The organism is Corynebacterium sp. HMSC077G07 (genome assembly GCF_001809225.1).
Taxonomy (GTDB): Bacteria; Actinomycetota; Actinomycetes; order Mycobacteriales; family Mycobacteriaceae; genus Corynebacterium; species Corynebacterium jeikeium_D.
Genome location: NZ_KV796517.1, coordinates 22,791 through 41,873 on the forward strand (window position 1 = coordinate 22,791; position 19,083 = coordinate 41,873).

13 protein-coding genes are annotated in these 19,083 nt (G+C 60.1%); 8 read left to right on the forward strand and 5 right to left on the reverse strand.

Translation table 11 applies throughout. From position 1 onward, the window contains the following. Window positions 1–46 precede the first annotated feature (46 nt). Window positions 47–2,470, forward strand: a complete 2,424-nt coding sequence (locus tag HMPREF2562_RS00445; RefSeq protein WP_070549337.1) for a DUF2339 domain-containing protein — start codon at window positions 47–49, stop codon at window positions 2,468–2,470. A gap of 1 nt (window position 2,471) precedes the next feature. On the opposite strand, the gene uvrA is transcribed toward HMPREF2562_RS00445, so the two are convergent. Then, entirely contained in the window at window positions 2,472–5,324 is a 2,853-nt protein-coding gene (uvrA, locus tag HMPREF2562_RS00450) for an excinuclease ABC subunit UvrA (protein WP_049170364.1), read from the reverse strand. 139 nt (window positions 5,325–5,463) lie between these two features. On the opposite strand from uvrA, the gene HMPREF2562_RS00455 reads away from it, so the two are divergent. From HMPREF2562_RS00455 to HMPREF2562_RS00470, 4 genes are all read left to right on the forward strand, one after another. After that, window positions 5,464–6,171, forward strand: a complete 708-nt coding sequence (locus HMPREF2562_RS00455) for an MBL fold metallo-hydrolase (RefSeq protein ID WP_083295677.1) — start codon at window positions 5,464–5,466, stop codon at window positions 6,169–6,171. Between the two features lie 189 nt (window positions 6,172–6,360). Then, window positions 6,361–7,230, forward strand: coding sequence for a DoxX family protein (locus HMPREF2562_RS00460; RefSeq protein ID WP_070549339.1), 870 nt, complete (start codon window positions 6,361–6,363; stop codon window positions 7,228–7,230). A 133-nt stretch (window positions 7,231–7,363) separates the two neighbouring features. Continuing rightward, window positions 7,364–9,865, forward strand: coding sequence for a HelD family protein (locus tag HMPREF2562_RS00465; protein ID WP_053087280.1), 2,502 nt, complete (start codon window positions 7,364–7,366; stop codon window positions 9,863–9,865). Window positions 9,866–9,899: 34 nt separating this feature from the next. Further along, complete coding sequence (locus tag HMPREF2562_RS00470) at window positions 9,900–10,994, forward strand: DNA glycosylase AlkZ-like family protein (protein ID WP_069359779.1); 1,095 nt, start codon at window positions 9,900–9,902, stop codon at window positions 10,992–10,994. 68 nt (window positions 10,995–11,062) lie between these two features. Here the strand turns inward: HMPREF2562_RS00470 and HMPREF2562_RS00475 are convergent, their stop codons facing one another. Both HMPREF2562_RS00475 and uvrB read right to left on the reverse strand, forming a co-directional pair. After that, window positions 11,063–11,503 carry a universal stress protein gene (locus HMPREF2562_RS00475; RefSeq protein WP_005511992.1) on the reverse strand — a complete coding sequence of 147 codons (441 nt, stop codon included), beginning with the start codon at window positions 11,501–11,503 and terminating at the stop codon, window positions 11,063–11,065. 132 nt (window positions 11,504–11,635) lie between these two features. Further along, entirely contained in the window at window positions 11,636–13,768 is a 2,133-nt protein-coding gene (gene uvrB / locus HMPREF2562_RS00480; protein ID WP_016422912.1) for an excinuclease ABC subunit UvrB, read from the reverse strand. Between the two features lie 398 nt (window positions 13,769–14,166). On the opposite strand from uvrB, the gene HMPREF2562_RS00485 reads away from it, so the two are divergent. The 3 genes from HMPREF2562_RS00485 (at window position 14,167) to HMPREF2562_RS00495 (ending at window position 17,154) form a co-directional block, all read left to right on the forward strand. Beyond that, window positions 14,167–15,051, forward strand: coding sequence for a DUF559 domain-containing protein (locus tag HMPREF2562_RS00485; protein WP_049193954.1), 885 nt, complete (start codon window positions 14,167–14,169; stop codon window positions 15,049–15,051). A 94-nt stretch (window positions 15,052–15,145) separates the two neighbouring features. After that, a complete protein-coding gene (locus HMPREF2562_RS00490) occupies window positions 15,146–15,835 on the forward strand; it encodes a hypothetical protein (protein ID WP_241482415.1) in 690 nt (229 codons plus the stop codon). Between the two features lie 104 nt (window positions 15,836–15,939). Next, window positions 15,940–17,154, forward strand: a complete 1,215-nt coding sequence (locus tag HMPREF2562_RS00495) for an aminotransferase class I/II-fold pyridoxal phosphate-dependent enzyme (RefSeq protein WP_049190002.1) — start codon at window positions 15,940–15,942, stop codon at window positions 17,152–17,154. Here the strand turns inward: HMPREF2562_RS00495 and coaE are convergent. Then, entirely contained in the window at window positions 17,087–17,728 is a 642-nt protein-coding gene (gene coaE / locus HMPREF2562_RS00500; protein ID WP_049190004.1) for a dephospho-CoA kinase, read from the reverse strand. The genes HMPREF2562_RS00495 and coaE overlap by 68 nt on opposite strands. Window positions 17,729–17,761: 33 nt before the next feature. Then, entirely contained in the window at window positions 17,762–18,871 is a 1,110-nt protein-coding gene (locus HMPREF2562_RS00505) for a glutathione S-transferase family protein (RefSeq protein ID WP_371259423.1), read from the reverse strand. Window positions 18,872–19,083: the final 212 nt, after the last annotated feature.

A 19,083-nucleotide genomic window follows, 5' to 3' on the forward strand; every position in this document is an offset into this window, starting at 1 on the left:
GATTCTCTCCATAGTTTTTAGGCCAAACACGATTAAAGTCGTCACCATGAATACTGGCTCCAACGGCTTTGGCCCTAAAGCCGAGAACACCGATCCTAATCAGCATTCCGCCCGATACGACAAGCCACCGACCGGCGATTTTGTCCTGACCGGCGACTCCGTCTCAGAGCTTTCCCATGCTCTGGCAGATTTGGAGGCCAGCTCGCTTCGGCTGGCTCAGCTCACCCGTACTTGGCAGGTGCGCCTTTCTCAGGCAAGCGGGCAAGCGCCGACTGGACCGCACGCGCCTCACACTACGGGAGCGGAATCTGCGCCGGTACCTCAAGCGCCGCCCCATGCTGCACCTCAAGGGGCACATCAACACAATCCGCAACCGCCGCCAGCGCCCAGTCCGCCACTAGAGCAGGCACCTCCTCCCCGTTGGGAACCGCAGGCTGAGCAGACGCTCGCCACACCGCAGTATCCCCAGCAGTCTCAGCAGATACAGGTGCCACCACCGCCAACACAAGCGGACTGGCGGAATCAACCAGCTCCCCTGCCACAGAGCGACGCAGCTGCGCAGCCGATGTTTGGCTTCCCCTCTGCCCACCAATGGCGGCGGGATTCAAAGTCGCCACAGTCTTCTCCCACAGACTCCACCCCGCCACCGAAGCTGCCAGAGGCACCGCGTGAACCTCGCGAGCCCTGGTGGCGCAACGAGAAGGCAATCATCAGAATCATCGCCATCTTCGGTGGTCTCATCACCGCTGCCGGTATCGCATTTTTCGTCGCGGTCGCAATCCAATCCGGCCTGATCGGACCGGCCGGTCGTGTGGTCCTGGCTTACTTGTTGGCCGCCGTGCTCGCGGTCGCAGCTGTGCGAGCGCACCGTCGTCAAGCACCGCCTGCTGGCGTGACGGCGTTGATTGCGACATCACTAGCCGCTGCGCACCTGACAACGATGTCGATGTCCTACCTCCTCGACTGGATTCCGGTGGCCGCGACGCTGGTCATCATGCTGCCTTTCGCCGCAGTCGGTCTATACGGCGCGCGGTGGACGAAGTCGAGTGCAACCGCGGCGTGGACAATCACAATCAACACCGGATTAATGCTGTGGGCGACGATCGGCCTCAACTTCCACGCCCGCCCGCTGAGCTCTTCGCTCGCGCAAATCACCCTTCAACTGATGGTCATCGCCGCTATCGTCTGCCTCCTGAACGTCCCCTTCCGGAAGTACGTAGTCGCATTCCTGCTCGGCGCAAACGTTCTCATCGGCGTAATCACGACCAACAATGCACTGGTGATGCCCGCAATCGCCGCACTCACCATTGCCCTTTTCGTGTTTGCCCAGTTCGGTCCGCTGGCGTTGACTCGCCAACTCACTCCCGAGCTTGACGACGAGCCTTCGGAAACCAGCACTTGGGAAGACGATCTGGTCACCATCACGTCAGTAGTTGCCTTCTCGACTCCGGTTGTAGCTGCAGTCCCAATGGTCAACGCCGCACAGTCCGCCTCCAGCCTCTGGCTGCTGTTCTACGGCGGATTCGTGCTGTTCATCGCAATTGCTGCAGTATTCCTTTGGAACCGTGCCATCTTCCGCTATCTCGCCCCAATGGCCTTGGCCACGGCAATCCTGCCCTGGCTAGCGCTCGCGGTGGCAGGCCCGGAAAGGAGCTCAGGAACCGATACTGGAACCCACACTTGGGGTCTCATCCCAATCTCCATCGGTGCCGCGCTCTTTGTCTGGGCGCTGGCCACAGCACCGAAGCACGGCGCGATTGGCGCACGACTACAGGCTCCTGAACCAACCCGGGATGCCGTGGCACCATATACAAAGATTGCGGCACTGACCTGGCTGCTCGGCGCAACGGTAGTACACCTCTACATCCTGCCCGCAGCATTGAATGCCGGTGCTGCAGCTGATTACTCGGCAACGTGGGCAGAAATGCTTTCGCTGTTGTTCCTGCTGTGCGCCGACGTCGGCCTGGCCGTGACGGCAGCGAGGTCGCAGCTACCGCCAGCTTTTGCACTGATTGGCCTGGCTGCACTGGGTATGCCATTTATCGTGCTGCTCACGACTATTGGCGTGAGCTTCAACGCTGCACACATGTTGCTGAGTATTTTCTGGGCCACGATTGCCGGCATGCTGGTGCTATCGAAGAGGTTCCACCACATTCCGGCGCGACTGGCAGCGGGTTTGACGATTGCGGCGCTGTCTATCGTCAAGCTGATCTTCTACGACATGGCAACGCTCGATGGCGTTATCCGCGCCTTGGCGTTCCTCGGCTGTGGTTTGATTCTGCTGGCCATGGCGGTCTCCGGGGCAAAGCAGAAGAGTGCCGAGGAGCCGGCGGCACCGGAGCGTGACGGCACCGCCAGCGATACTGACGCTGCCGACGCTGCCGATGCCGACCCCGCTGCTGACAGACTGGAAGGCTTCACCCGCACCGGCGGTCCTGGAATTTCCGACGGAAACGAGCCGACTACCTAAGCTACTTAAGCAGCGGCTTCAGGTACTGCCCGGTGTGGGAGCCGGAACAGTTCGCGACATCCTCCGGCGTGCCCTCTACAACCACGGTGCCACCGCCGGAGCCGCCCTCCGGCCCCATGTCGATAATCCAGTCCGCAGACTTGATGACATCCAAATTGTGCTCAATGACAATGACGGTGTTGCCCTTGTCCACCAGGCCTTGCAATACGAGCATCAGCTTGCGAATGTCCTCGAAGTGCAGACCCGTTGTCGGCTCGTCCAAGATGTAAACGGTTCGACCATTGGAGCGCTTCTGCAGCTCACTGGCCAACTTCACACGCTGAGCCTCACCACCCGAGAGCGTGGTCGCCGCCTGCCCGAGGCGGACATAGCCCAGGCCGACGTCGACAAGCGTATTGAGATAACGCGCAATCGACTGAATCGGCTCGAAGAACTCCGCTGCCTCGGAGATGGGCATGTCCAGCACCTCAGCGATGGTCTTGCCCTTGTAGCGAACCTCCAGCGTTTCGCGGTTGTAGCGCGCGCCATGGCAAACCTCGCAAGGCACGTAGACATCCGGCAGGAAGTTCATCTCAATTTTGATGGTGCCGTCGCCCTTACACGCCTCACAGCGACCGCCCTTGACGTTAAAGCTGAACCGGCCCGGCTTATAACCGCGAACCTTGGCCTCTTGCGTCTCTGCGAAGAGGTTGCGGATTTTGTCGAACACGCCGGTGTACGTCGCTGGGTTGGAACGCGGGGTGCGACCAATCGGCGACTGGTCAACCTGCACCAGCTTGTCCAGCTGATCCAGCCCCTCCACGCGGCTGTGACGTCCCGGCACCTGACGAGCACCGTTGAGCTCATTGCTCATCACCTTGGCCAGAATTTCGTTGACCAAGGTGGACTTGCCTGAACCGGAAACACCCGTCACACAGGTCAACACGCCGAGGGGGAACTTCACGTCGATCTTCTTCAGGTTGTTTTCGCGAGCGCCCTTGACCGTCACCATGCGCGATTTATCAATCGCACGCCGGTTCTCCGGCACCGCCAACACCCGACGACCCGAGAGGTACGCACCTGTCAGCGACTCTTCGCAGTCAACAATGCCCGACGGTTCGCCCTGGTAGACGATCTGTCCACCGTATTCACCGGCCTTGGGCCCAATGTCGACCAGCCAATCGGCCTCGCGAATCGTCTCCTCATCATGCTCGACCACAATCAGCGTATTGCCCAGGTCGCGCAGGTTCTTCAGAGTCTTGATTAGACGACTGTTATCGCGCTGGTGAAGACCAATCGACGGCTCATCCAAGACATAGAGCACGCCGGCGAGCCCCGAGCCAATCTGGGTGGCCAGACGAATTCGCTGCGCTTCGCCACCGGACAGCGTGCCCGCCGAACGCGACAGGGACAGATAGTCCAGCCCCACATCCAGCAGGAACTTCAGACGAGCCTGCACCTCACGCAGAACGCGACCGGCAATCATTTCCTCGCGCTTGCCCAAAGTCAGCGAATTCAGGAATGCCGAGCCATCGTGGACCGACAGCTCTGTGAGCTCGGCGATATTCTTCTGCCCGAACTCCGCCGAATCCAGCGTCACCGAAAGAATTTCTGGCCGCAGACGCGTGCCATTACACGCAGGACACGGCACTTCACGCATGTACCCCTGGAAGCGATCCTTCTGAGAGTCACTCTCTGCCTGCGACAGCTTGCGGTGCAGGTACGGCATCACGCCTTCGAAAGGTGCGGTGTACTGGCGAGTACGGCCGTAGCGATTGCGGTAACGCACCGTGACCTTGTGGCTGGAACCATGCAGCAGGGCCTTGCGCTGCGGCGCTGTGAGGTCTTCGAAAGGCGTGGTCGGGTCGAAGCTCATCTCGGTGGCGAGGCCTTCAACCAGCTTTTCAAAGTACTTCTTGTTCAGCGTCTGCCGCCACGGCGCAATCGCCTCAATCGTCGGCAGCGACGGATCTGGAATCACCAGGTCCGTGTCCACCTCCAGCTTGGTACCGATACCGTCACACTCCGGGCACGCACCATACGGCGAGTTAAAGGAAAACGACCGTGGCTCCAACTCATCGATAGCAATACGGTGCCCATTCGGGCAGGCCATCTTCTCCGAGAACCGCTGGGTTCGACGCGGGTCGTCCGCCTCTAGCCCGACGGCGTCGATGACCACGACGCCGTCGGCAAGCAGAAGCGCCGTTTCGACGGAATCGGTGAGCCTGCGCTGCTGCGACTCCTTCACCTGGAGACGGTCAATGACCACGTCAATGTCATGCTTGACCTGCTTCTTCAGCTTCGGCGGATCCGTTAGACGGTGCATTTCACCATCGACGATGACACGCGCGTATCCCTCGGATGCGAGGCGTTCAAACAGGTCGACGAATTCACCCTTGCGCGTGCGCACGACGGGTGCGAGGACCTGGAATTTGGTGCCCTCCGGCATTTCCATGACCTGATCGACGATCTGCTGTGGAGTCTGTGAGGAGATTACTTCCCCACAGGTCGGACAGTGCGGAGTACCGGTGCGCGCGTAGAGAAGACGCAGGTAGTCATACACTTCAGTGATGGTTCCGACGGTCGAGCGCGGGTTGCGGTTCGTCGACTTCTGGTCGATCGACACCGCCGGCGAGAGCCCCTCAATCATCTCTACATCGGGCTTTTCCATCTGCCCCAGGAACATGCGCGCATAGGAGCTCAGCGACTCCACGTAACGGCGCTGGCCCTCGGCGAAAATTGTGTCAAATGCCAGTGACGATTTACCCGACCCCGACAGACCGGTGAAAACCACCATCTTGTCTCTGGGCAAATCGATGTCAACACCCTGCAGGTTATGCTCGCGGGCGCCTCTGACCACTAGACGTTCAGCCACAGTGGGAAACCTCAATTCGTCGACGATTCACTGCCGACTAGTCTACAGCCCATAACCAATTTTTCGCACATGTGTTCAGAGACTCGTGGTTACGTTGCGCTCCTAGCGCGCCGACAGACACCTCATTACCCTGGGGCGCATGAACGACGACATTACAATCAGCCCCTACTCCAACTCGCCGAGCACGCGCGGCGTTGAGCGCATTGACTACGGCAATGTCACTATTTATAAGACCTCCGTCGGACCGATGGACAACAACGTCTACCTTTTGGTCGACTCCCGCGAGCCCGACAGTTCTCTACTTATCGACGCCGCCACCGACGCCGAGCACCTAATCCGCCTGGTTGAGCACGTCGGCGCGCAGGTGCGCACGATTGTCACCACGCACTCCCACGGCGATCACGTCCAGGCGCTCGGCGAACTTCTACAGGCATTCCCGGCCCGCCACATCACGTCCAGCCTCGACGCTGCCGACATTCCCGAGCCCGCCGACCAGCAGCTCGACGGCGGCGAGACCATCACGTTCGGCCAGGGCATCACGCTGCCCACGTTCATCCTGCGCGGACACACCAAGGGCGGTCTCTGCCTCGACCTGTCCGCCAAGGAGGCCGGCGCGCTTTCCGACGACACCCCGTCACACCACCTCTTCGTCGGTGACAGCATCTTCCCAGGCGGTGTCGGCAAAACGTACTCGCCCGAGGATTTCACGCAGCTTATCGACGATGTCGAGAGCCGCCTCTTTCACGTCTACCCCGCCGACTCGGTGATTCACCCCGGCCACGGCAAAGACACCACAGTTGGTGTCGAGAGCCCCGAGGTCGAGAACTGGCGCCAGCGTGGTTGGTAGCGCTGGATGAGCGTGGTCGGTAGTGCTGGATGAGTGTGGTTGGCAGCGCTGGATGCAGCCGGAGCTTCTGAAAAACTCGTCAATCCCGCGACATAAATAGGCCGGGCTGCGTAGGATTAATAGTGAATTACAGCGACCAGATGGCCAAAAACACGGTTTCACCTGGACGACAAAGGAGATGGAATTTAGATGATTCGCAAGTTTGCCCGACCAATGCTGGCCTCGGTTTTCGTTGCCGACGGTGTCGACACGCTGATGAACCAGAAGGATCATGAAGAGGGCGCACGCGACCTGATTGCCCGCGTCCGCTCCGTAACCCCGAACCAGTACAACAAGTACGTGCCAAATAGCGAGAAGCTGGTTGTCCAGGTCGTCGCTGGCACCAAGGTTGCTGCGGGTTCCCTCTACGCTCTGGGTAAGGCCCCACGCCTGTCCGCCACCGCTCTGGTCGCTGCACAAGTTCCGACGATGCTGGCTCGCCACGCATTCTGGGAGACCCAGGATTCGAAGGAGAAGGCAGCTCGCCGCACTGGTTTCCTGACCGACATCGGTTTGCTGGGCGGCCTCTTCCTTGCTACCGCTGACACCGACGGCAAGCCGGGTGTCGCTTGGCGCGCTGAGAAGGCTGACAAGCAGCTGAACAAGAAGGTTCAGGCTGCCCTGCCGACCAAGTCTGAAACCGAGCAGCGCACTGAGGAAATCAGCGCAGCCTTCGCTTCCGCCGGCGAGAACGTCCGCGAAAAGGCCGGGCTGCTCCGCGACCGCGCATCTGAGGCCACCGATGGGGCTCGTGAATACGTCGAGGACAACAAGGACGGCTGGCGCGAGCAACTCACCGACGCCTTCGACACCGCTAAGAGCTACGTCGAGGACAACAAGGACGACTGGATTGCCAAGGCTACCGAGCTCGCTGAGGACGCGCGCGACTATGCCGAGGACCTGGGCAAGGATCTCAAGAAGGACACTCGCAAGCAGCGCAAGGAACTGCGCAAGCGCGCAGCCAAGGCTTCCAAGGAGGCCAAGAAGTCCGCAAAGAAGGCGCAGAAGCGCCTGCAGTAAGTTTGCTGCCGCAGTTAAAGCAGTATACTTAAACGCTCCCCACGCCACTACGCGTGCGGGAGCGTTTTCATATTTTTATATTCATTCAGCACATCAGTTAGCACTAATTTTGCGATTCGTTGAGGAGACCAGGTTGGCGTCGCGCGCATCCGAGCCCGGGCAGGACCAGACAGGCCGCATTGGCCACACTGGCCAGGCAGGTCTGCCGGACCAGGCAAGTTCAGCACCACAGCGAGAAGAAGAAAGCATCCTCGCTGCCGAACAGGCCTACGTCGACCGTGCGTTCAGCTTCCTCGACCGGGCACGCGAGCGCGACCAAGAGTACCTGCGCCAGGTCATGCTCATCGACGACCCAGACCCGCAAGCCCGCGTTGAACGCGAGGTGGAATACCACCGACTACAGGCTAATCTGGACCGCTACCGCTCAGCCGAGATTGGCCTGGTCTTTGGTCGAATCGATATCGATGACACAGACCCCGACAATCCTTTGGCAGAGGAAGGGCCGGGGGCGACCGTCGATAAGCGATACATCGGGCGAATCGGCCTGTCCGATGAAGACGACGACTACCGCACGGTCATCATGGATTGGCGTGCCGACGGCGCGCGCCCGTTTTACCTGGCCACGACCGCGCATCCCGAGGGAGTCAGTCTGCGTCGACACCTGCGCACTCACGGCCGGAAGGTCCGCAGCATTGACGACGAATGGCTCTCCGGCGAGGAAGCCGACAGCGCACACGAGACCGAAGTTGAAGCGGGCGTCGGTGGCGAATCGGTGCTGCGGGAGGTCATGAATCAAGCGCGCACCGGCCATATGCGCGGCATTGTGGAGACCATCCAGCGCGAGCAGGACCTCATCATCCGCGACTCCACCCGCGGAACCTTGGTTGTCCAGGGCGGTCCCGGCACAGGCAAGACGGCAGTGGCGCTGCATCGCGTCGCATGGCTTCTCTACACCTACCGCGATCAACTGGCGAAAACCGGTGTCCTCATCATCGGCCCGAACACAACCTTCCTCGACTACATCTCGCGCGTGCTGCCGAGCCTCGGCGAAACGGGCGTGGTACTGACCACCATTGCCGATCTCTACCCCGGCGTGCGCGGTTCCAACGCGCTTATCGACGGACACAACCCCGAACCCCTGGTTGCGCAGGAAGTTAAGGGCTCGATTGAGATGCTCACTATCCTGCGCGAAGCCGTGCGGGCCTACCAGGAGCTCCCCGCGGAACCTCTTGAAGTCCGGAACGACAACATCACCCTGACGATCACACCTGACATGGTGAAAGCTGCACGCACGCGTGCGCGGCGGACTCGGAAACCCCACAATCTGGCCCGGCCGATTTTCCGCGATCACGTGGTGGAGCTCCTGGCCGCGCAGATGGCCGAGGTCATCGGCGCCGACCCGCTGGGCGGCGAGAACCTGCTGTCCGTGACCGACGTTGCCGACTTACGCGACGAAATCGACGAATCCGGAGCAGTTGCCGACATCCTCGACGAGCTGTGGCCTGCGCTTACGCCCGAGCGGGTGCTGTCGGAACTGCTGAGCTCTCGCGAGGCCATCGACTACGCCGCCACCGATTACGACGAGCTGACGCGCGAGGCTCTCTACCGGCCGGAAGGCACCGACTGGATGCCTTCCGACGCCCCGCTTCTCGACGAGCTGGCGGAACTCCTCGGCCCAGTTGGTGACGCGGAGGCCGATGAAGAGGATTGGCAGGCCCGCGTCGAGGAGGCGCAGGGCGCGTTGGATACCCTGTCCAGTTCTGCGTCCCAGGATCTTGACGACGGCTTCGAGGCCGAGATCTTGTCAGCGTATGACGTCATCGATGCCGAGGCACTGGCCGAACGCCACCGTGAGCGCGACCTGCGATCCACCGCCGAGCGGGCGGCGGCGGATCGCCTGTGGGCCTACGGCCATGTCATCGTCGACGAGGCTCAGGAACTCTCCGCGATGGCCTGGCGAATGCTGCGCCGCCGCAGCCCCAACGGCTGGATGACCCTCGTCGGCGACGTGGCCCAGACGGGCTCCCCCGCAGGCGCCGCGACCTGGGACGATGTGCTGGAACCCATCATCGGATCGAGGTGGCATCTCCACGAGCTAACCGTCAACTACCGCACCCCAGCTGAGGTGATGGAGGTTGCCGCCAGCGTCCTGGCTGAGATTGACCCGGAGCTGGAGGCGCCGCAGTCGATCCGCGCGACCGGCCGCAAGCCTGTTCAGGCCCACACCGTCGCGGAGGCTCTGACGCATGTGGAGCAGGTTGCGCAGCCGGACCGCCTGGTCGCTGTAATCGCGCCCGCCGAGTTGCTCGAAGCCACGCGCGCGGAGGTGCGGGATTTTCTCGGTGGTGGAGCTGATGGAGATGGTGACCCTGATGGTGCTGGCGGGGCTAGTGCCGCCGATGACGCACCTGCTACTCGCCCCAGCAAACTCACCAACTGCGCGGTCTACGACATCACGACCTCAAAAGGCCTGGAATTCGACGAGGTCATCGTCGTTGCGCCCGACCAGATTGTGGCGCAATCCCCACAGGGGCTACAGGACCTGTACGTTGCACTGACTCGTGCGACCCAGGGGCTAATTGTTGTGGCGCCTCAGCAGTCAGGCGTTTTGCCGGAGCTGCAGTGGTTAGAATGACGAGGATAGTGCCGTACAGAATGAGTGAGACATAATGTCCCAAAACTATCTACCTCAGCTAGCTGAACTTCGCGCACGCCGTCTCATTGCCCAGGGGTTAGCTGCAAGTCAAGCACGCAGCGATTGGAATACAAACCTCAAGTCGCCTGCATTATCAGCAACGCATGGCATGGTTGCTCTGCAAGGACAGAATTATTCGAACGGTGTTGATGCCATCGCCTTGCGCAGTGGCAGCACCACCGACGATGTTTTAGCAGCCATTTCTTCTTACGACATCGTTCGCTGTTGGTCGCAACGAGGCACCCTGCACTTTGTTTCAGCGCAAGACGCGCGAGCAATTATGAGGTTGACGAATCCGCGCATCGAAAAGGCAGCAGCAAGACGTCGTACGACACTCGGGCTTTCTCAAGATGATGTGCAGACCGCAAGGGCAGCATTTCATTCCGAATTGCGCTCACGTGGCCTGTCCGACCCGCTGACTCGGACTGAAGCCTATGAGGTTTTCGCAGATCATGGAATAGACCCCACGGAACAAAGAGGTCCTCACCTACTGCGCACATTCGGCGGCGAAGGCGCTGTCGTCCAAGGGCCACGAAAAGGATCCGAAGATACCTTCGTCCTGCTTGCCGACGTAACTTTCAAAGGCGGCCTCTCAGCAAATACCACAGAGGGCTCCAGCACAGAACACTCAGCTGATTCCACGCTGGCCGACATTGCCTGGCGCTATGTTAATTCCCGCGGACCTATCTGTGTAGCTGACTTCGCGTGGTGGCTGGGGATGACGAAAACTCAAGCGAAAAAGGCCCTTAAGCTTATCGACCACTTAATAGTTCCTTTCTCCCTCGATTCCTCTGCCTCTCCGGACGCGCCAACTGGCACAGAATTCATCGGCGAAAATCTCGCGCAAAATGAGTACTTCATGCCGACATGGCAGCAGAACGTAACTGAAGCCGAGCTTGAAGCCGCGCTTTCACTGACGCTTCGACTGCCCGCTTTTGACGAGTACCTCATGGGCTACGGCAGCCGCACCGAAATTCTTCCTGAATCCCTTCGCAACCAGGTCTTAACCAGAAACGGAATTAGCTGGCCTTTTGTAGTTGAAGAAGGGATTATCACCGGCCGGCAATAGAAAAACCGGCACCTCAACTAAGAGATGCCGGTTTAAAGCGAAAGCTAAACTACTAGCTCACCGTTTTGTTAGCTCACAGTGTGAACAATCATGACGTCACAGTCCGACTGACGAGCAACATCAGCCGGCACGGAGCCCAGCAGACGACCAGTCAGCGAGTTAATACCGCGGTTGCCAACCACCAGCAGGTCAGCGCGACGGTCAGTGACCAGAGACATCAGAGCCTCAACCGGGGAGCCGGAACGAACCTCGGTCTCAACCTTGGTAGCGCCGACGGCTTCTGCGGCCTCCTTAGCAGCAGCCAGGTTCTTCTGAGCCGGGTCATCACCGAGGACCTGAACCGAATCCTGGCGCAGGGTCTTGGACGCATCCTCTGCAGTCTCGTAGTAAGCGCAGCCGATAACCAGGGTGGCATCGAAAGCCGCGGCAATCGAGGCAGCGCGCTCTACTGCGAGCAGCGACGACTTAGAACCATCCGTGCCGACAACAATGGTCTTGTAATCACTCATGAAAACTATCCCTCACTGTGGAAGTTGCATTAAAACAGTTCATCGTGCGTAACGCCGTCGTTGCCCCGAACCCACTGGCCAGAGCCACTTTCGCGAATACACTGTTTTACTTCCCACAACAGTAGCAAAAAACTACTCGACACCGGCCTCAATCATCCCCTTAAGTTCCTTCTTGAGGTCGAAAATCTCATCGCGCAAGCGCCCCGCGAGCTCGAACTTCAACTCTCGCGCAGCCGCGGCCATCTGCTCCGACAGGTCCGCGATAAGCGCCTCAAGCTCCGCCCTCGGCATCTGCTTACCGCTAGCACCATCGGCCGCGCCCGAGCCGTCGGCACGCGAGAGCAGCGCATCAGCGGCCGCACCGGTCTTGCCTTCGTAATCGGTGTCAGCGTTGTCGTAGACCTGATCCAGAATGTCCGCGATCTTCTTGCGCAGCGGCTGCGGATCGATGCCATGCTCAGTGTTGTAAGCAATCTGCTTTTCGCGGCGGCGCTCCGTCTCGTCGATGGCGAACCGCATGGAATCGGTGATCTTGTCGGCGTACATGTGCACCTCGCCGGAGACGTTTCGCGCGGCACGACCAATCGTCTGAATCAACGAGCGCTCCGAACGCAGGAACCCCTCCTTGTCGGCGTCGAGGATTGCCACCAGCGAAACCTCGGGCAAGTCCAGCCCCTCGCGCAGCAGGTTAATACCGACCAGCACGTCGTACTCGCCGAGACGCAACTGCCGCAGCAGCTCAACGCGTTTGAGCGTATCCACATCCGAATGCATGTACCGCACCTGCACGCCATTTTCGAGCAGGTAGTCGGTCAGGTCCTCCGCCATCTTCTTCGTCAGGGTTGTGACGAGAACGCGCTCGTCACGCTCGGTGCGCTTTCGGATCTCGCCGATCAGATCATCAATCTGCCCCTCAGTAGGCTTAACGACGATCTTGGGGTCCACCAGCCCAGTCGGACGAATGACCTGCTCCACATACTCTCCACCGGTCTTTTCGAGCTCATAGTCACCCGGCGTTGCGGACATGAACACGACCTGGCCCACGCGGGCATCGAATTCGTCGAACGTCAGCGGGCGGTTATCCAGCGCCGATGGGAGGCGGAAACCGAAGTCGACGAGGTTGCGCTTACGGGAGGCATCGCCCTCGAACATGCCGCCAATCTGCGGCACGGTGACGTGCGACTCATCGATGATGGTGAGGAAGTCCTCCGGGAAATAGTCAATGAGCGTCGCGGGGGCCGAGCCCGGCGCGCGACCATCGATGTGGCGCGAGTAGTTCTCAATGCCGGAGCAGAAGCCGACCTGTTCAATCATTTCGAGGTCGTACTCCGTGCGCATGCGCAGACGCTGTGCTTCCAGCAACTTGCCCCGGTTTTCCAGATCCGCCAGGCGTTCGGCGAGTTCGGCCTTGATGTCCGCGACGGCCCGTTCCATCCGCTCCGGGCCTGCGACGTAGTGCGTAGCTGGGAAGATGCGCAGCTCAGGGACTTGGTCGATGACGTCGCCTGTGACTGGATTGAGGTAGTACAGCGAATCAATCTCGTCGCCGAAGAACTCCACCCGCACGGCCTTTTCTTCGTAGGCCGGGATGATATCGACCACGTCACCTTTTACTCGGAAGGTGCCGCGGGTAAAGGCAATGTCATTGCGGGCGTACTGAATGTCCACCAAAAGGCGCAGGAACTGGTCGCGGTCGACTTCCTCGCCCTCCTTCAGCCACACCGAACGGTCGAGGTATGACTGCGGGGTACCCAGGCCATAGATGCAAGAAACAGAGCTGACGACGACTACGTCGCGACGCGACAGCAGCGCTGAAGTAGCCGAGTGGCGCAGGCGCTCCACGTCCTCGTTGATGGAGGAATCCTTTTCAATATAGGTATCGGTCTGCGCGATGTAGGCCTCGGGTTGGTAGTAGTCGTAGTACGAAACGAAGTACTCGACCGCGTTGTTTGGCAGCAGGCTGCGGAGCTCATTGGCCAGCTGGGCCGCAAGCGTCTTGTTCGGTGCCATGACGAGGGTTGGCCGCTGCACCTTTTCGATCAACCACGCTGCGGTGGCTGACTTACCGGTGCCCGTGGCACCCATCAGGACTACCTCGCGCTCGCCTCTATCTAGGCGCTCCGACAGTTCCGCGATTGCCTGCGGCTGGTCGCCCGAGGGCTCGAACTCGCTGATGACCTCGAAGTTTCCCTCAGCGCGCTCGACTTCACCGACGGGACGGAACTCCGAGTGCGCGAGGACGGGTTGCTCTGCTGCAAATGCCATAGTTCCCAGCGTAGCGAAGGCTGTCTTGAAAGCGGCTGGTTACGTTACTTCCTGGGGCTTTGGGCTGTCCAGGGCTGGGGCCCAGGGGCTTAGGAGCGGCTGTCGAGTTCCGGACCAACATTAAAATCGGCACAGATTTGGACAAGGCTGGCATAAAGTCGCTGCCAGGCCAGCAAAGGCGGGTTCCGCTTCACCAGCTGGCCCTTAGTGCGCATGGACTGACTCCTGGTGAAGCGCAAGCCGTCTTATCGATGGTCCGCGGCTGCGGCTGCGAGGCTGCAAGGCTGCAAGGCTGCGGGAGGCCTGGGTTATCCACACCCTGAAAGTTGTCCACAGATTGGACGTGGAGCCTCTCTCACAGAAAATCCCCTGGGCCGAAAAAGCTTAGAGTCCCGACCATGGGAAGTTTCACCACGGCCGAGTTGCGTGCACTCGGCATCGGAGAGAAAAAGACCAGAGCCCTCCTACAACAAGGCAGGCTAATTAAATTGGTACGTGGCCTCTACATTGACGACCACTCTCCCGCCTCAGTCGCCCGAGCAATCACGGGGCATTACAAAAGCATTGCGCTAACCGGTAAAAGCGCAGCTCAAATCCACTTGAGACTTCCCCTGACACTTCCTATCCAGGCAGAAGGCGCGGGATCAGTTCAGGCCGAGACCTTCTCCATTAGGCACAGCCGCCTACCGTCCTACACCAGCATCAATGGCCTCCCAGTTGTCGAAGCACTCTGGGCAGCACGAGCTTCAAAAGACTATGCACGCAGAATCCTGGAAACACACTACGCCGGCCGGGACGGCGAGAAGCGACTCAACCACGACCTCAGCCGGATGCGGAAAGTTCCCGCCTGGCTGCGTGAAACCATCGCCACCACGCCAATCGGCTCATGCAGCGAACTCGAGCGCAAGCTGGCCCGTCCACTAATCAAGCGCGGGTACCGCATCCGAATGAACCAGTACATCGGCCCCTACTGCTTCGACATCCTGCTTGACCAGTGGAAAATAGCTATCGAAGTCGACTCAGAGACGTACCACGCTAACGAGGACTCGTTCATCGCAGATCGCTGGAAGGCCAACTCCGGCACGCTGCACGGCTGGATAGTCCTGCGGTTCACAGACTCATGCATCAATTGGAATCTCGACAGCGTCCTCGACGAGATCGAGCAGGCAATCCGATGGGTACAAAAGCGCCGTCCCCGCGTGGACTATAAACCAGGATGGCCTGCCTGTCAGAAAGTTTGGGAATGGAATCCAACGGTTGGCTACGCCAATAAGCAGCGATAAACAGCCGATATCGCGAGATAAACAGCCATCCACTTGCCCAATTGTTATTTATTTTGTAATGAAAACTGACCGAACAGCAACTAGCCTGGCGCCTATGAACACCTCGCGCCGCACACCAGTCCACACGCACGCTACGACTCGCCCAGGTTCCACCACTCGAAAAGCAACCTCACACCGAGCCCTTGTGGCCGGTATCCTCGCCACCACCGCATTGGCTTTCACCGCCTGCTCAACACAGGAAACCGAAGCAGCGCCCGAATCTGCTACTCCGGTTGAAACCACTACCGTTACTCAGACCGAGGATGGCGTGTCTGACAAGAGTTCGGGCAACACGCCAAACCCAACCGGTTCTGCACCGGACCAGGGAGGCGATACATCGACGGCGGAGACTGGTGGCACGTCGACGTCGTCAAGCGAAAGCGGCGACAACGGCGACGGGAGCCGGCTTCGTCAGGACATGACCGCTGAAATCTACAACAACCCCTCGCCGGGATCCACCTTCATGGCGGCCGGCGAACAGGCAACCACCTGCATCTACGGCGATGGGTACGGCCTCAACCTCATCGCGGCGGGGCCAAACACGAGCTGCGACTTTGCGAAGGCCGTTTTCAACCAGCAGACCGAGGGGCTTAACGCCTCGGAGGACAATATCCGCGACCACCTGCAGCCAAACATCAAGGCCAAGAGCCCCGCGACCGGGAAGACCTACGACCTCAGCTGCAGCACACAAGACGACGTTGTCGTGTGCACCGGCGGCAACAACGCGAAGATTTACATGTACTAGCGCACCAGGTGGCGGTCGGCAGTCGGTGCAACTGCTGGCCGCCAGCCGCGATTCGCCGATGGGGAATCGCAACAAGCCCGCAAACTCCCGCCTACAGTGAAACCATGACAGTTTCCCGCTTGCGCCCCTTCGGCGAGACCATCTTCGCCACCATGTCCCGCCTCGCTACCGAGCACGAGGCGATCAATCTTGGACAGGGCTTCCCCGATTGGGATGGGCCGGCGGAGGTGCTCGCGGAGGCGCGACATCAGATAGCTGGAGGAAACAACCAGTACGGCCCCGGCCGCGGCATGAAGGTGCTCCGCGAGGCTATCGTCGCCGATCGCGCCCGCCGCACGGGGCAGGTCTACGACGCCGACGCCGAATGCCTCGTCACGGTCGGCGCCACGGAGGCGATTGCCGCCACCGCCTTGGGGCATCTCGAACCCGGCAGCCACGTCATCGTCATCGAGCCATACTACGACTCGTACAAAGCCGCCATCGCACTGGCTAACTGCACATATACCGCGGTGCCGCTCATCCCCGCAGCTTCCGGCACGGCACGCTCCTGGTCGCTCGACCGCAGCGCGCTTGCCGATGCCGTCACCGCCAAAACGGCCATGATCATCATCAATTCGCCGCACAACCCCACCGGCACCGTCCTCGCGGACGAGGACTTGCAGGCCATCGCCGATGTCGCCATCGCAAACCATCTACTCGTGCTTGCCGACGAAGTCTACGAACGCCTGTACTTCAACGGATTGTCACACTCTTCCATCAGCGCTCTGCCCGGCATGCGCGAGCGAACCATTGTCGTGTCCAGCGCCGCAAAAACCTTCAACGTCACCGGATGGAAGATCGGCTGGGCGCTGGCCCCGACCGAACTACTCGATGGCGTCGTCAAGGCCAAGCAGTTCTTGAGCTATGTCGGCGCCACTCCCCTTCAGCCCGCAGTCGCCCGTGGCCTGCAGGAATGTGCCCCATGGGTGGACGAGCTGGCGGGTCAGCTCGAGGGCAACATGCGGCTCCTCGCCGATGGGTTGGAGGGCCTTGGCGCCGACGTCTTCACGCCGCAGGCAGGGTATTTTGTCGTCGCCGATGTCTCGAGCTGGGGGCTTGGCGACGCCCTGGAGACCTGCACCCGCCTGGTCAAGGAATGCCGCGTCGCAGCCATCCCCGTCACCGCTTTTGTGGATGACCCAGAGTCAGAAAAGTACCGCTACCTGGTGCGGTTCGCTTTCTGCAAGCGCGCCGAGGTGATTGAGGAGGCTATCATCCGGCTGCGGGATTATCTTGCTGCCCGGCCTGCAGCTGACGAATCTGATTCAGCGGCTGAATAATCCGCTCCCAAATCCGGTCGACCTGGCGCACGAGGTCCTCCTCGGTGCCTGAGTTTTCCAGAACTACGTCGGCGAACTGCAGGCGCTTATCATCGCTGATTTGCTTAGCGATGCGCTGCTTCGCATCCTCTCGGTCTACACCGCGGCTTTCCACCAGACGGTCGAGACGGACCTCCACCGGGGTATGCACAACTACGACGAGGTCCTGTGCTTCCGACTGCCCCATTTCAATCAACAGCGGAGAGTCAAAAACAATGATGGCGTCACCTGCCGCGTTGAACTGCTCTTCGGTGCGCTGCTCAATACGCGGATGGGTGATGGAGTTCAGCAGCTCCGTCTTCTCCGCGGATACGAAGGCGCGCTTCGCAAGCTCGCCGCGGTTGAGGGAGCCGTCGTCAAGCAAAATGCCCTCGCCGAAAGCTTCGGCGAGTTCGGCAAGCGTCGGTTCCCCGGGTTCGACGACGTCGCGAGCGATCTGATCAGCGTCGATGATGACGGCACCGAGCTCGGCAAACCTACGGGCGACCGTAGATTTCCCACTGCCCATGCCGCCGGTTAGTCCTACTTTGAGCATGTCTCTAAGGGTACGTGGACACGCCCCCGCACGTTAGTGCTTTACGACGAGATCCTCGATGCGGTGACCCTCTTCAACGGGATCTGGGTTGACTGGGGCCGGGGCGGTGCCGTTACCGAATGGGCTGCCACCAAGGGCCTCACGGCCGTGCGGCTGGAGCAGGTCAGAGAGCTCCGGCCCCTTCGGGACAATCCCTAAAGGATTGAGGTCGCGGTGGACCTCGTAGTAATGGCGCTTGATATCGACGAGGTCAGTGGTGTCGCCGAAGCCCGGAGTCTGGAAGAGATCACGCAGGTAGTTGTATAGAACCGGCATCTCGGAAATCTTGCTCCGGTTGCACTTGAAGTGGCCGTGGTAGACGGCATCGAAGCGGATCAGGGTCGTGTAAAGGCGAATGTCGGCCTCAGTGATGTGGTCGCCCATGAGGTAACGGCGGGTCTCTAAGCGCTCAGAAACCTTGTCTAGGGCATCGAACAGCCGGTCGTAAGCCTTGTCGTAGGAGTCCTGCGAGCCTGCGAAACCACAGCGGTAGACGCCGTTGTTGATCTCGGTGTAGATGAACTGCATAAGCTCATCCATTTCCTCGCGCATCTCCACCGGGTAAAGATCCGGGGCGCCTTCGCGGTGGAACTCGGTCCACTCGGTAATGAAGTCCAAGGTGATCCAGGGAAAGTCATTGGTCACGACCTCGCCCGACTCGATCTCGACGATGGCCGGAACAGTAATGCCACGCTGGTAGTCCGGGAAACGCTTGAGGAATGCCTCCTGCAGGCGCTCGTAGCCGAGTACTTCATCGCGGCCACCTGGGCCTTTGTCGAATGTCCAGGAGCGGGCATCGTGCACTGGCCCTGGAATTCCGACTGAAATTGCATCTTCCAAGCCGAGCAACCTGCGAACAATAAGCGTGCGGTGTGCCCATGGGCACGCGCGAGCCGCGATGAGGCGGTAGTGACCGGCTTCAACGGGCCACGTCTTAATTCCGTCGCCTACCTCGCGACCGTTCTTAACAATGCGGTCGTTGATATAGCGGGTGTCGCGGTTAAAGTCCTTACCCTCCTGCGAGTACACACCACCGGTGGAGCGGGAGGAATCCTCTACCTGGTTAGCGTTATCTACCTGCTTGGCTTCGTCCTTTGTTGTCATGTCACCAATCATATGGGCAGAAAGATAGGCTGTCAACGGCAGTAAAGACCGCCAGAGCCACCAAAATCGACAGGGCCACCAGGGCATTAGAGTCATTAGGGCCATTAGGACGGCTTGCGCTTCGCCAGCAGCCGGTTACTGTGCAGCAAACTACTTCTGGTGAAGCGTAAGCCCGCCCTAGAGGGTTAAGTAAAGAAAAGTGTGTCCGCATG

Excerpts from the sequence above, each read along its gene's own strand:
- HMPREF2562_RS00445 (WP_070549337.1), top strand. The coding sequence starts at position 47 with ATGAATACTGGCTCCAACGGCTTTGGCCCTAAAGCCGAGAACACCGAT.
- HMPREF2562_RS00455 (WP_083295677.1), top strand. The coding sequence starts at position 5,464 with ATGAACGACGACATTACAATCAGCCCCTACTCCAACTCGCCGAGCACG.
- HMPREF2562_RS00460 (WP_070549339.1), top strand. The coding sequence starts at position 6,361 with ATGATTCGCAAGTTTGCCCGACCAATGCTGGCCTCGGTTTTCGTTGCC.
- HMPREF2562_RS00470 (WP_069359779.1), top strand. The coding sequence starts at position 9,900 with ATGTCCCAAAACTATCTACCTCAGCTAGCTGAACTTCGCGCACGCCGT.
- HMPREF2562_RS00475 (WP_005511992.1), bottom strand. The coding sequence starts at position 11,503 with ATGAGTGATTACAAGACCATTGTTGTCGGCACGGATGGTTCTAAGTCG.
- uvrB (WP_016422912.1), bottom strand. The coding sequence starts at position 13,768 with ATGGCATTTGCAGCAGAGCAACCCGTCCTCGCGCACTCGGAGTTCCGT.
- HMPREF2562_RS00485 (WP_049193954.1), top strand. The coding sequence starts at position 14,167 with ATGGGAAGTTTCACCACGGCCGAGTTGCGTGCACTCGGCATCGGAGAG.
- HMPREF2562_RS00490 (WP_241482415.1), top strand. The coding sequence starts at position 15,146 with ATGAACACCTCGCGCCGCACACCAGTCCACACGCACGCTACGACTCGC.
- HMPREF2562_RS00495 (WP_049190002.1), top strand. The coding sequence starts at position 15,940 with ATGACAGTTTCCCGCTTGCGCCCCTTCGGCGAGACCATCTTCGCCACC.
- coaE (WP_049190004.1), bottom strand. The coding sequence starts at position 17,728 with ATGCTCAAAGTAGGACTAACCGGCGGCATGGGCAGTGGGAAATCTACG.
- HMPREF2562_RS00505 (WP_371259423.1), bottom strand. The coding sequence starts at position 18,871 with ATGACAACAAAGGACGAAGCCAAGCAGGTAGATAACGCTAACCAGGTA.